11 protein-coding genes are annotated in these 12,132 nt (G+C 59.9%); 7 read left to right on the plus strand and 4 right to left on the minus strand.

From position 1 onward, the window contains the following. Positions 1-56: 56 nt before the first annotated feature. Positions 57-251: a cold-shock protein gene (locus J4E00_RS01460; RefSeq protein ID WP_208173229.1), complete on the minus strand. Its 195-nt coding sequence runs from the start codon at positions 249-251 to the stop codon at positions 57-59. Between the two features lie 280 nt (positions 252-531). On the opposite strand from J4E00_RS01460, the gene J4E00_RS01465 reads away from it, so the two are divergent. Continuing rightward, positions 532-942, plus strand: coding sequence for an acyl-CoA thioesterase (locus J4E00_RS01465; protein ID WP_208173230.1), 411 nt, complete (start codon positions 532-534; stop codon positions 940-942). On the opposite strand, the gene J4E00_RS01470 is transcribed toward J4E00_RS01465, so the two are convergent. Then, positions 939-1,469, minus strand: coding sequence for an SMI1/KNR4 family protein (locus J4E00_RS01470; protein WP_208173231.1), 531 nt, complete (start codon positions 1,467-1,469; stop codon positions 939-941). The genes J4E00_RS01465 and J4E00_RS01470 overlap by 4 nt on opposite strands. A gap of 39 nt (positions 1,470-1,508) precedes the next feature. On the opposite strand from J4E00_RS01470, the gene J4E00_RS01475 reads away from it, so the two are divergent. The 4 genes from J4E00_RS01475 (at position 1,509) to J4E00_RS01490 (ending at position 8,383) form a co-directional block, all read left to right on the plus strand. Next, positions 1,509-4,910 carry a UvrD-helicase domain-containing protein gene (locus J4E00_RS01475; RefSeq protein ID WP_208173232.1) on the plus strand — a complete coding sequence of 1,134 codons (3,402 nt, stop codon included), beginning with the start codon at positions 1,509-1,511 and terminating at the stop codon, positions 4,908-4,910. A 574-nt stretch (positions 4,911-5,484) separates the two neighbouring features. Continuing rightward, positions 5,485-5,778 carry a hypothetical protein gene (locus tag J4E00_RS01480; protein WP_208173233.1) on the plus strand — a complete coding sequence of 98 codons (294 nt, stop codon included), beginning with the start codon at positions 5,485-5,487 and terminating at the stop codon, positions 5,776-5,778. A 370-nt stretch (positions 5,779-6,148) separates the two neighbouring features. After that, complete coding sequence (locus J4E00_RS01485) at positions 6,149-6,877, plus strand: hypothetical protein (RefSeq protein WP_208173234.1); 729 nt, start codon at positions 6,149-6,151, stop codon at positions 6,875-6,877. A 183-nt stretch (positions 6,878-7,060) separates the two neighbouring features. Beyond that, positions 7,061-8,383, plus strand: a complete 1,323-nt coding sequence (locus J4E00_RS01490) for a leucine-rich repeat-containing protein kinase family protein (protein ID WP_208173235.1) — start codon at positions 7,061-7,063, stop codon at positions 8,381-8,383. Positions 8,384-8,443: 60 nt separating this feature from the next. On the opposite strand, the gene J4E00_RS01495 is transcribed toward J4E00_RS01490, so the two are convergent. Both J4E00_RS01495 and J4E00_RS01500 read right to left on the minus strand, forming a co-directional pair. Continuing rightward, positions 8,444-9,637: a hypothetical protein gene (locus J4E00_RS01495; protein WP_208173236.1), complete on the minus strand. Its 1,194-nt coding sequence runs from the start codon at positions 9,635-9,637 to the stop codon at positions 8,444-8,446. Beyond that, positions 9,637-10,563, minus strand: coding sequence for an alpha/beta hydrolase (locus J4E00_RS01500; protein ID WP_208173237.1), 927 nt, complete (start codon positions 10,561-10,563; stop codon positions 9,637-9,639). Before J4E00_RS01500 ends, J4E00_RS01495 begins: the two co-directional genes overlap by 1 nt. A gap of 140 nt (positions 10,564-10,703) precedes the next feature. Between J4E00_RS01500 and J4E00_RS01505 the strand changes: the two genes are divergently transcribed. Together J4E00_RS01505 and J4E00_RS01510 are read left to right on the plus strand one after the other, a co-directional pair. Then, entirely contained in the window at positions 10,704-11,525 is an 822-nt protein-coding gene (locus J4E00_RS01505; RefSeq protein WP_208173238.1) for a transporter, read from the plus strand. Positions 11,526-11,612: 87 nt separating this feature from the next. Continuing rightward, positions 11,613-12,065 (plus strand): META domain-containing protein, encoded by a 453-nt coding sequence (locus tag J4E00_RS01510; RefSeq protein ID WP_208173239.1) that lies wholly within the window; start codon positions 11,613-11,615, stop codon positions 12,063-12,065. Positions 12,066-12,132: the final 67 nt, after the last annotated feature.

Raw genomic sequence — 12,132 nt, forward strand, 5'->3', positions numbered from 1 at the left:
CACAAAAAAAAGCCCACCAAAGGCGGGCTTTCTTAGATTGCAAAGCTTGGGTTGGACTAAACCAACGATACTTTTACTGCGTTCGGGCCTTTTTTGCCTTGAGCTACTTCGTATTGAACTTTGTCGTTTTCGCGAATCGAGCTAACCTGTAGGTCGCTGATGTGAACGAAGATATCTTCGCCAGTTTCGTCGTTTTTGATGAAACCAAAGCCTTTGGTGTCATTAAAGAATTTTACCGTTCCGGTTGCCATTGTGGTTGGTTGTGGAGTTTCCCTAAGCGTTTGGGCCACCGTGGCTTGATGTCTTAGGTTGCGTCAAAGATAGGCAGAATTTCCAAATGACCAAGTCAATACATATTTTTTCGATGAACTGGGTAAGGCAAGGTCCACGACATAAGGAATGCCGTGTTGAACGTGACAATACTTCCTCGCTGCTTGTTGTGGAGTAGCCGCTCGGATGCCTAGCTGGTTCGCGGTACGCGGCCTGACGTTCTTTTGTGCTTTGCTAACTACTGCCCTTTCGCCCTTACCAATGCCCGACGCACCCGCCCACGCCTTCTCCCACGAATTTCAGGTACCCGATAGTGCTATTGATGCGCTGGGCCACGCCAACAACGTGGAATATGTGCGCTGGGTACAGGACGTGGCCGGCGCGCACTGGTTGAGCATCTGCCCGGCCGAGTTGCGCGAGCAGATTATCTGGGTGGTGCGGGAGCACCGGATTCGCTACCTGCAATCGGCCTTTGCGGGCGAGATGCTGCGGGCCACCACCTGGGTGGGCGACACCAGCGGCGCCACGTCGCTGCGCTACACCCGCCTCACCCGCGCCGCCGATGGCGTGCTGCTGTGCGAGGCGGAAACGACTTGGGTACTGCTCGACCCCAAGAGCGGCCGGCCGGTGCGCGTGACGGCGGAGATGGTGGGGTGGTTGCGGCCTCGTTAAAGCATCAGCTTAAGTGCTTCGAATAACTCCAGTTGTATGTTAGCATCAGGCTTATGAAGAGAAATCAACAGATTTAGATGATTCTCCAACTTTACCATCAGCCAATCTGTGAAACTAGGGTAATTATAAACTTCTACCCCTTGGTCGCCTTCGACTACAAGCATTACTTCAGGATTTTCGGTCGCGGCCGGACCACGCTTAAAACTGTGAAAGCTATACCATTGTCGCTCAGTAAACGGAAACCATTCATCTAAATTGAGTTTATTCCGCTCTGCGATTTCACGACTAAGTTCCTTTGCAAAAGGAAGTGTTTCAAGACCCCAATCTTGGTAATTGAAACTTTCATTTGCTTTCCCAAAATGTTTGAGAAACAATCTGTATGACTCTGGAAACGTCAAACTCCAGTATTGTTCAGCCAATGCAATTTCCTCATCTGAATAGCCAAGTAAACTCTGTTCAGTTTCTAATTCAGATTTTAATAGAAACATTCGAACCGCTTCATAAAAGCATTGCAACGAAAGTGACATTGTTGTAGTGAATTATAGGTTCGAAAACATTAAACACGCATGCCTCCCTCCTTCCGCATCTACTCCTCTTCGGCTGGCTCGGGGAAGACGTACCAATTAACGAAAGAATACCTACTGCTGGCGCTAGGGGCCGACGACCCGGCGTACTTCAAGCGGGTGCTGGCTATTACGTTTACCAACGACGCGGCGGGGGAAATGAAGGAGCGCATTGTGGGGGCGCTCCGGCGGTTTGCCTATCCGGAAAGTGGGAAAACGGACACCTTGCTGGCGGACATTGCAGATGAGCTGAAGCTGCCGGAAACGGAGGTACGGCGGCGGGCGGCGGAGACGTTCCGGCTGGTGCTGTACCACTACGCCGATTTTGGGGTGAGCACGATTGACTCGTTTGTGCAGCGGATTGTGACGGCCTTTACCCGGGAATTGGGCTTGCCGGCCACGTTTGAGGTAGAACTGGATACCGATGCGGTGCTGCAAAGCGCGGTGGCGGCGCTGCTGGACAAGGTGAACCGCGACCCGAACAGCAAGTTGCTGTCGCAGACGCTGGCGGAATATGCGCTGGGGCAGGCCGACGAGGGCAAAAGCTGGAGCCGGCTGCCGGAGGAGCTGGCGGGCTTCGGGCGGGTGCTGTTTAATGAGACAGTGCAGGAGGCGGTGGCGCAGCTTGACCGGCTGAGTCTGGCCGATTTCCGGCGGCTGGACAAGGAAATTCGGGCGCGGCGGACGGAGATTGAAGCGGCTTTTGCGCAGACGCGGGAAGTGGCGCTGGCGGTGCTGGACGCGGCGGGCGCCACGGAGGCCGACTTTTTCCAGGGCAAGCGCGGCATTTTTGGCTACGTGCAGAAGGGCGTGGAGTTACTGGCCCCCGACGCGGGGCCGAACAGCTACGTGCGTGCCACACTGGCCGATGACAAATGGTACAGCGGCAAAATAAAAACCGCCGCCGACCGCGAGCGGGTGGACGCGGTGAAGGAGCCGCTGAGTCAATTAGTAGCCACGCTGGACAAATTGCGGGCGGACTTTTTGCCGAATTACGTATTGCTGGCGGCCATGCAGCCGTATTTATTTCACGCCTCGTTATTGAGTGAATTAAATAAGATTGTTGAGCAAATTAGCCGCGAGCGCAACGTTGTTTTAATCTCGGAATTTAACCGAAGAATTGCCAGCATTGTGCTTACCGAGCCGGTGCCGTTTTTGTATGAGCGGCTGGGTGAGAAATACGAGCACATTCTGATTGATGAATTTCAGGACACGTCCGTTTTGCAATGGAATAACCTGCTGCCGCTGGTGGAAAACACGCTGGCCAACGGGCACAGCAGCCTGGCGGTGGGCGATGCCAAGCAGGCCATCTACCGCTGGCGCGGGGGCGAGATGGAACAGATTCTGCGCCTGCACCAGGGCAACACGGAGGCCCTGGCGGCGCGGGCCCGCGAGCCAGAGATGCGCGAGCTGCTGCGGGGCCGCTACGAGGCGTTTCGCGGCAAATTGGAGCCCAAGGCCTTGCAGGTGAACTACCGTTCGGCGCGGGAAATCATTGATTTCAACAACGCCTTTTTTAAGGCGGTGAGCGAGCGGCATGAGGCGCTGGGGCTGGTGACGGGCATTTTCGACGCGCATTTTGGGCAGCAGGTGCCTGAGTCGCAACGGGCCGACCAGCAGGGGCACGTGGAATTGTTATTTACCCAAAAGGACGCCCCCGCTTTGCTCTACGACCCCGCGGCTGGCGCTTACACCGCCGAGCCCCTGCCCGGCCACGCAGCCGAGGCGCTGCTGGGCTACGACGAGAGCACCTGCTACCTCACCCTGCAGCTGGTGGAGCAGGCCCTGCGCGAGGGCTACGCGCTGGCCGATATTTCGGTGCTGTGCCGCACGCGCTACGCCAGTAAAATCATTGCCAAGTTTCTGAAAGAGCGGGGCTACGCCATTATCTCGGCCGACTCGCTGGCGCTGGAATTTGCGGAGGTGGTAAACCTGCTGGTAAGCATTTTGCGGGTGCTGCACCAGCCGGCCGATACGCTGGCCCGGGCCGAGGCCCTGCTGCTCGTAGACAAGGTGGTGCGCGGGCTGGCCCCCACGCCGGCCCGCGCCCGGCACATTGCTGAGGTGGCCAACGCGGCGGGCGGCACCTCGTTTTTCGACGAGCTGCGGGCGCTGGGCTACGACGTGCACGAGGAGGAAACCGGCAACCTGGGCCTCTACGAGTTGGCCGAGCGGCTGCTGAACCTGTTTGGGCTGCTGGGGCGCAACGGGGAGAGCGACTACCTGTTTCGCTTCCTTGATTTGACGCTGGAATACAGCCTGCGCTTTGGCAACAACCTGGGCAACTTCCTCACCTACTGGGAAGAGCGCAAGGGGCGCATCAGCATCAACGCGCCGGGCGGGCGCGAGGCCATCACCATCACCACGGTGCATAAGGCCAAGGGCCTGGCCTACGGGGTGGTGATTGTGCCCTTCGCCGACTGGAGCCTGGAGCCGCACCGCGGCACCCTGCTCTGGGGCCACCTGGAGGCTGGCCAGAAGCCCATCGAGCAGATGCCCGACGTGGCGGTGGTGAGCCTCAGCAAGGGCATTCAGCAGACGGCCCTGGGGGCGCAGTACGACGAGGAGCGCGAGAAAACCTTCCTCGAAGGGCTGAACACGCTCTACGTGGCCTTCACCCGGCCGCGCCACCGTCTCTACGTCATCAGCAAGCGGCCCGACGACAAGAAAACCACCAAAACCGACGAGCTGGAAGCCGCCGCACCCACAGCCGCTGCTCGCACCGTGGCCGACCTGCTGCACGGCTACCTGCTAAGCCGCGGCCAGTGGCAGGACGACCGGGTGTCCTTCGTCCTCTCCCAGGGCACCCCCGCCGCCGAAAAACCAAGCCCCAAGCCCCAGGCCTCAAGCACCAACTACGAGCTGACCAACCTGGCCGCCGCGCCCTGGGAAGACCGGCTGAAGCTGCGCCGCCACGCCACCACGCTCTTCGATTTTGACGAGCAAAAGGCCCTGAATGAGTGGAACCGCAAGCTGCACTTTGCCCTGCGCCGCCTGCTCACGGCCGCCGATGTGGGCCGCGTGGCCAGCCAGCTCGTGGCCGAGGGCATCCTGAGCGCCCGCGAGCGGCCGGCCTTGGTCGAGAGCCTCGAAACGCTGGTGAGCGACCCGCGCCTGGCCCCCTACTTCGCCCCGCACCTGAGCGTGGAAACGGAGCGCGAAATCTTGGTGGGCGGCGTGAAGCTGCGCGACTACAAGCCTGACCGCGTGGTGCTCGAACCCTCCCTCGAAGAGCACCACCGCCTCGGCGGTCGCGTTACGCTGCTCGATTTTCGCCTGCCCCCGGTGCAGGAGAAACACCAGCACATATTGCGGAATTACGCGACACTATTTGAGCAATTAGGATATGCGGAGGTGCGCGGGATTATTTATTATTTCGGGACGGGCGAAGTGGTGGAGGTGTGAACTGATACTCCAATTATATATCTTACAATAATTTATTAGAATCACACGTTTTCTAAAGCATTCAGACAGGCTTTGCAAAAAAGATATAATGGAAGGAATCACCATCAATTCATTGCAGCTAAAACGCCAATCTTTGGCATTTATAATCAGCAGTTGGTTACCGATGTTGTGCGTCTTAGCCCATATAGCTTTTTATTTTCTCGCATACAAGCATCTTGGAACAGACCCGGATACGCATAGGCCTTTTCGAGCAAAGGATGTAGGATACGAGATTTATGAAGGATTATATCTCATGGCACTTGGAGAATTTGAGTTCATGCCGTGCTTCGTAGCAATTTGGGTTTTATCAATTATTTCATCAGCAATCCGAAAGCTGCGCTTAAATTGGATTCATTTTCTAGCTTTTATAGTGAGTATTTCAATAAGCCTTTTCGTTTTCTTTTGCACCGATTATGGAGGCTGGCTTTTGGCATCTCTCTGAGCATTTCGTTTCAGGTTGTCCCTTAAAAGAATATGACGACCCTGTCGCCCCAGCAACTTTTCTCCGCAACTGCTCCAAAAAGCATTTCTGATTATGGGCAAAGAATACTTCATCAAATGCCCGAAGCTCGATGCTCAAGCAACTCAGCAGTTTCTCAAACAACATTTCATTGTAGCGGCTACTGAAAATGAAACGTTGGCGCTTTCGCTACGAGATGCAGCGGCCGAACCGTCCAGTAACTGGGCACCCGTAGTTGTCGGGCTGGAATCTGATGGTATTTACTTCCTTGATAATTTAGCTTCACCAATTCAAGCAGCAAGTATTTTCATGCAGCTTGTTGATTTTCTATTGTCGAGGGCGGGAGCAATTACAATTACTGAACCGTAGGGGCAAACGCTGGCCGGGGACTACCTACGCGTGGAGCGAAGATGGGCGGCCCTGCTGCCCTACCAACGAAAAAATCCCCCGCTGCTCATGTCACCCCGTGCCGGGAGCAGCGGGGAGTTCCCGGAGCACCTGGCGCGGGGTGACATCGGCAGCGGGGAGCCCCCGGGGCACCTGGCAGGCGGTGACAGGGGCAGCGGGGAACCCCCGGACCTGCCGGCGCTTCGGGCCGAAGCCTGGGGAGAGCCCCCCGGCAGGCGGCACCGACGGCCCGAAATAGCGGGGCAATGGTGGCCTTACCAAAATTCTGTGCACCTTAGCCGGGCTGTAGTCCTACGGTGCTTTCCAACCCTCATTCTTACTTATTTACCTCATGGCAGACCAATCGCCCACGCCCATTCCGGCCGGCTCTACTCCCTCTATTCCTGCCACCGACGCGGTAGTGAACCCCAAGCTCCTCATCCCCAAAAAAGACGGCCAGCTGGCCGAAGTAGCCCGGCTCGTGGCCGAGGTCTGGGGCAAGGAAGCATGGTTTATACTGCGCTGGAAAACGCAGGCCGACTTCGCCACACTGTCGGCCGAGTTCGGTGCCGCCATCGGCGATAAGCGCGGGGCTGCCGCCGCCCGCACCCCGCAAAGCCAGCGCCTGCAGGAGCTGGATGACCAGTTTGACGAGGGCCTGCGCATTCTGAAAAAATACATCAACGAAGACAGCGGCTACAGCAAGGAACGCACCGATGCCCGCCTGCCCGGCTTCGGGCTGTTGGCCAGTAAAAACGGTGGCTTTGCCCTCACCCGCGACCGCGACCAACGCCTCGTGGCCCTGCGCGACATGCTGCTGCCGTCCGTGGCCGCCGCGCCCTTTGCCGGGCGCGAGTTCGGCACCAGCTTCTGGCAGAAGCGCTTCACGGAATACGAAACCCTACTGGGCAAAGCCGATGGCCTGGCTGGCAAAGTCAGCAAGTCGGTGAGCCAGAAAGACACCGCGAAGCTGGAGCTGCGCAAGGTGCTGCAAGCCGTGGTGTACGCGCTGAAAGCCAATTTCCCGGATACGTTCGAGGCCGAACTGCGGGCCTGGGGCTTCCGGAAGGAGAGCTATTAGGGATGTAGCGTGGACGCTGCGAGTCCGCGCCCGGGCGTAGCCGAGGCATCTCACGTGGAATAGTAACCCAATCGTTGAAAGGGATTGCTGCTGCCCGCGAGATGCCTCGGTTACGCTCGACATGACGGTCTTTTTGTTGCTGGGAACGCCTATTCTGGCCCCGCTACTGCGACCTTTGCCCCCATGCACACCCTCGCCCAACTACGCAGCGGCCAGCTCCACGGCCTCAAACGCCTCGACCTGAGTGCCGGCCTCACCGAGTTTCCCCAGGAAATCTTCGCCCTCGCCGACTCGCTGGAAATCCTCAACCTTTCCGGCAACCAGCTCTCCGCGCTGCCCGACGACCTGGGCCGCCTGCACAAGCTGCGCGTCATCTTTTGCTCCGATAACCAGTTTACCGAAGTGCCCACCGTGCTGGGCCAATGCCCCCAGCTGAGCATGGTGGGTTTCAAAGCCAACCACATCCGGACGCTGCCTGCGGCTGCCCTCACTCCTGCCCTGCGCTGGCTCATCCTCACCGATAACCAGCTGGAAGAATTACCCGCTGAAATTGGAAACTGCCGGGAGATGCAGAAGCTGATGCTGGCCGGCAATCGCCTCACCAAACTACCTGAAACGCTGGCGCATTGCACGAAGCTGGAGCTGCTGCGCATCGCCGCCAACCAGCTCACCGAGCTACCAGCGTGGCTGCTGGCCCTACCGCGCCTCTCGTGGCTGGCCTACGCCGGCAACCCATTTGCCGCTCCCGCCGAGGCCGCTGCCGAAGCCGAGCATCTCATCGGCAACATCGCCTGGAACAAGCTAACCATCGAAAAGCAGCTGGGCGAAGGCGCTTCCGGCGTGATATCCCGCGCCCGCTGGGAACAAGCCAACGTGGCCGACGAAGACGTAGCCGTGAAGCTCTTTAAAGGCGCCGTCACCAGCGACGGCCTGCCCCACTGCGAGATGCTGGCTACCATCAAAGCCGGTGCCCACCCCAACCTCATTGCCGTGCTGGGCCGCGTGGCCGGCCACCCTACCGGCGCCGAGGGCCTGGTCCTGGAGCTGATTGACGAGGCCTTCGGCAACCTGGCCGGCCCGCCCAGCCTCGCCACCTGCACCCGCGACGTGTACAAGCCCGGCACCACGTTCAGCCTGGAAACGGCCCTGAACATTGCCCAAGGCATCGCCGCCGCTGCCGGGCACCTGCACGCCCAGGGCATCATGCACGGCGACTTATACGCCCACAACATCCTCAACACCCGCGAAGGCAACGCCCTGCTGGGCGATTTCGGCGCCGCCTGCTTCTTCAATGCGGAAGACACCGCTCTAGCGACAACCTTGCAGCGGCTGGAAGTCCGGGCGTTCGGCTGCCTGCTGGAAGAACTCCTGACGCACTGCGACGAGGCCGACAAAGCATCAGCAGCGGTAGATGCTCTGTGGGACTTGCAGCGGCGCTGCGTGCAGGAGGAAGTATCGGCCCGGCCGCTGTTTGCGGAGGTAGAAAAGGTGTTGGCTGGGCTGTAAGAGCCCCCAACGAACGTCATGCCTCGGCTGCGCTCGGTATAACGTTCGTTGGTGTTTGCACTAATCCACCAGCCGCTGGTAGCGGATGCGGGGCTGCACGCTGCTGGTATCCACGTAAAACGCGAAGCTGTTTTCGGCGCTGTGCACTTCTACCCGCACCTCGGCCAGGCGTTTGGGCGGCGTGAAGCGTGGCATGGCGGCAAAGCGAATTTCGGTGGGTACCCCCACGCCGGCCAGCGGCAGCAGGTAGAGGCCGCGCTTCTCATCAAGCAGGTAGTGCGTGGCCGTGGCCCGCAGCTGGAAGCCAGGCACGGTGTAGCCCATCTCCTCATAGAAGCCGTGGTAGCGGAAGCGGCGCAGCACCCGCCCGCTCCGAATGTGCCGCACGAAGGCATTGGGCGCCTGCTGCTGCTGCGCGGTCGGCGTGCGGCCGTAGCCCTCCATCCCATCTGCAAAGCGGATGGGGTGGGCCTTGCCAGGTGCGTACACCAGCAGCAAGGTGCTGTCGGTGAGGAAAGAAGCGCCCACCAGCTCGGCATCGGCACGTTCGAAGCGGAGCGGCGGCCGGCCGGGCCGCAGCAGCTCCGAAGCCGTGAGCAGGGCCGAGCCATCGGGCGAGAGCGCCGGCTCACACTCGGGGCCGCCGCCGGGGCCGCGGCCGTCGCTCAGGCGCAGCACGTTGCCGGCCAGGTCGAGTAGCAGCACTACCTGGGCTCCCACGTCGCTATCCGGCACCATGAAATCGAGGGTGAACACCAAGGCTCCCAACGGCTTGCTATAACCCAGAAACTGGGGCTGGTAGGCCTCGCTTTCGGTTACAATATCGGAACCGGCCTTCTTAAAAAAAGCAGCTTTCCGCAGCTGGCGGCGAAACAGTTGCTGCCCCGTTTTATCGCGCAGCGTCAGGGTATAATAGCCTTCGAAGCCGTGTACCTTTTCCAGGTGGCCGGGTGCCTCTTCATAAGTGGCGGTGAGGCGACGGGTCGAGTCGGTTTCGGCCTCCAGCAGCAGGTGATGGGGCTGGCCATTGAGCATGACCAGCGTATCCGTGGCCACGGGCGGGGCCCAACCTGGGATTTCAGGCGGGGGCTTGGGCCGGGCGTGCACCACGGCCGGCAGGGGCGCGGGAGCAGCCGCTGGCACAGGGGCCACCGACACGCTGGGCAACACCAGCGAATCCGACTTGGTCGAGTGAATTTTCTGCTCGCAGCCTGCCAGCAGCGCCAGCAGTCCAACGGCAACTAGAATGCGCATTATTTCGTGAGCCAGCCGTTGGCGTCGAACCAGTTGCGCAGGCGGTCGGTCCAGAGGTCTTTGGTGGTTTTATTGTTGAGGCCAAAGCCGTGACCGCCTTTGGGGTAGAGATGCATCTCGGCCGGCACCCCGTGGCGCAGGCAGGCTTGGTAAAAAACGATGCTGTTGTTGACGGGCACCGTTTTGTCGTCCTGGGCATGCACGAGGAAAGTGGGCGGCGTCTGAGCTGACACTTGCAGTTCGTTGGAGTACAACCGCACCTGTTCGGCCGTTGGGGTTTTGCCAATCAGGTTATCGCGCGAGCCTGTGTGCTTGAGCGTGTCGCTAAAGCTGATAACCGGATACATAAGCACCAGAAACGCCGGCCGCACCGATGTGGAGCCTACGTTCTCCCCTACCGGCTTGGCGAAGTGCGTGCCGGCCGTGGCTGCCAGGTGCCCACCCGCCGAGAAGCCCATGATGCCGATGCGCTCGGGATTAAGGCTGTACTTGGCCGCTTGCTGGCGCACGAGGCGCAGGGCCTGCTGGGCATCGAGCAGCGGTGCAATGGATTTATCGGGCTGCGACTGGTCGTTGGGCAGGCGGTATTTCAGCACGAAGGCCGTTACGCCCATCTCGTTCAAACGCTTGGCCACGTCGTAGCCCTCGCTGTCGATGGACAGCCGGGTGTAGCCCCCGCCGGGGCAGATAATGACAGCCGTGCCATTGGCTGTGCCCGGCGCGGGCAAAAAAGCCGTGAGGTTGGGCTGTACCACGTTGGAAATGCGCACGCCCCCGTTATCCAAGGTGACGCTGGTTTCTTTAACCGCGCTGGGTTTGGAATCAGGAATGGTGCCGGTGTAAAGTGGAAATGTCTGCTGCGCCAGCAAGGGGCCGGCCGACAACAAAAACAAGCTCACGAGAATAGTAGTAGCGGTTATTTTCATACGTAGCGGGATTGTACGCAAAAGTACGGCACACAGCCATACTGTGGCATTGGGAAAAAAGAAGATAGTATTATGAGGTGAAAATTCTGCAAAATGCAACCTTAGAGGAACCATGCCGTAGTGGCCCGGGTCTTTAAACCATGCGCAAGACCACTCTGCTGGCCGCCGCTGCCTTATTGGGCAGCCGCGGCCTCACCCTGGCCCAAAACACGCCGGACGAAAACAACCCCAACGTGGATGCCCCGTTCGTGCGAAACATTCGCGCCGACCGTCCCGGCCAAACCATCACCGCTCAAGTCCTCCGCCCCGGCCGTTTCCAGCTCGAAACCGGATTTCAGCACCATGCCGGTGGCATCGGTCCGGCCCAAAACCTGAGCGCCGCCACGCTCCGCATCGGCTTTTTCAACAGCATGGAGCTACGCGTGAGCCAACCCTACTTCCACAACGGCCCTTCGCGCGTGACGGAAACCGGCCGCGTGGATTCCAGCGGGTGGGCGCCGGTGGTGGTGGGGGCTAAGTTCATGCTCTCGCCCAACTACGATACCCGCACGCAAGTCGCCATTCTGGTCGAGTCGGCGGTGCCCGGCACGGGCAGCCAGGGCCTGCGCGACACCAAGTGGGGCCCCGGCGGCCGCCTGCTGGTGAGCGAGCAGCTTGGCGAGCGCTATGGCCTGGAAGCCAACTTTGGCTTCAGCCAGCGCGGCATCACGGCCAAGGATATGTCGAAAGGCCAGTTCCTGGGCACCCTGGCCCTGAACGGCCCCATCAGCGACAAGACCGGCTTTTTTGTGGAAGCGTATGGCTACGGCCGCGCCGCCCTGAGTACTGGCACTACGGCGGGCCTTTATTTCCGCCCCATCCCCGAAGTGCGGGTTGACGTAACGGCGGGCCAGGGCGTGAGCGGTTTAGCAGCTGGCACTACGACGGTGGGCGCGGGTCTCACGCTCAAAATGGGCAAGTAGCCGCACCATTCCCAACAACGATATGCAAAAAGCCTGCGTAGTAACGCAGGCTTTTTTGCGTAAAATGAGCCCTTTACCCCGCTCTTCATGCGTCCTTCCTTCTTGTTATTAGCGGTCCTTGCCGCTGGCTGCCAAACTCGTCCTGCTCAGGAAACAGCGACTACTCCTCCACCCGCGCGGCAGGCACCGGCCGCGGCCCTGCGCGAAACCCACTGGGTGCCCCGCGAGCTGGCGGGCCAGCAGGTGCGCGTGCCCGCCGATACCCGCGAGCCTTTTCTTACCCTTCGCGCCGACGGCACAGCTGAAGGCGATGGCAGCTGCAACCGCTTCCGGGGCAGCTTTTTCAGCGAAAAGCCGGACGAGCTCACCTTCAGCCCGCTGATGAGTACGCGCATGGCCTGCCCGGCCATGCAGACCGAAAACGACTTTACCCGCGCCCTAGGCCAGTCGCGCACCTACCGCATCAGCGGCGACACGCTCCGGTTATTTGATGCCACCAATGCTCCGGTGGCGCGGCTGGAAGCAGTTTATCTGCATTAAGCAAGTTGGAGAATGGGTGGACGAGTGAGTGAAATAGGCTATTCGCTTTTTGACTCACTCATCCACC

It is taken from the genome of Hymenobacter negativus, from assembly GCF_017571495.1.
Lineage (GTDB): Bacteria > Bacteroidota > Bacteroidia > Cytophagales > Hymenobacteraceae > Hymenobacter > Hymenobacter negativus.

What these genes read in the sequence shown, in the direction of transcription:
- J4E00_RS01460 (WP_208173229.1), bottom strand. Translation starts at nt 251, where the DNA reads ATGGCAACCGGAACGGTAAAATTCTTTAATGACACCAAAGGCTTTGGT.
- J4E00_RS01465 (WP_208173230.1), top strand. Translation starts at nt 532, where the DNA reads ATGCCCGACGCACCCGCCCACGCCTTCTCCCACGAATTTCAGGTACCC.
- J4E00_RS01470 (WP_208173231.1), bottom strand. Translation starts at nt 1,469, where the DNA reads ATGTCACTTTCGTTGCAATGCTTTTATGAAGCGGTTCGAATGTTTCTA.
- J4E00_RS01475 (WP_208173232.1), top strand. Translation starts at nt 1,509, where the DNA reads ATGCCTCCCTCCTTCCGCATCTACTCCTCTTCGGCTGGCTCGGGGAAG.
- J4E00_RS01480 (WP_208173233.1), top strand. Translation starts at nt 5,485, where the DNA reads ATGGGCAAAGAATACTTCATCAAATGCCCGAAGCTCGATGCTCAAGCA.
- J4E00_RS01485 (WP_208173234.1), top strand. Translation starts at nt 6,149, where the DNA reads ATGGCAGACCAATCGCCCACGCCCATTCCGGCCGGCTCTACTCCCTCT.
- J4E00_RS01490 (WP_208173235.1), top strand. Translation starts at nt 7,061, where the DNA reads ATGCACACCCTCGCCCAACTACGCAGCGGCCAGCTCCACGGCCTCAAA.
- J4E00_RS01495 (WP_208173236.1), bottom strand. Translation starts at nt 9,637, where the DNA reads ATGCGCATTCTAGTTGCCGTTGGACTGCTGGCGCTGCTGGCAGGCTGC.
- J4E00_RS01500 (WP_208173237.1), bottom strand. Translation starts at nt 10,563, where the DNA reads ATGAAAATAACCGCTACTACTATTCTCGTGAGCTTGTTTTTGTTGTCG.
- J4E00_RS01505 (WP_208173238.1), top strand. Translation starts at nt 10,704, where the DNA reads ATGCGCAAGACCACTCTGCTGGCCGCCGCTGCCTTATTGGGCAGCCGC.
- J4E00_RS01510 (WP_208173239.1), top strand. Translation starts at nt 11,613, where the DNA reads ATGCGTCCTTCCTTCTTGTTATTAGCGGTCCTTGCCGCTGGCTGCCAA.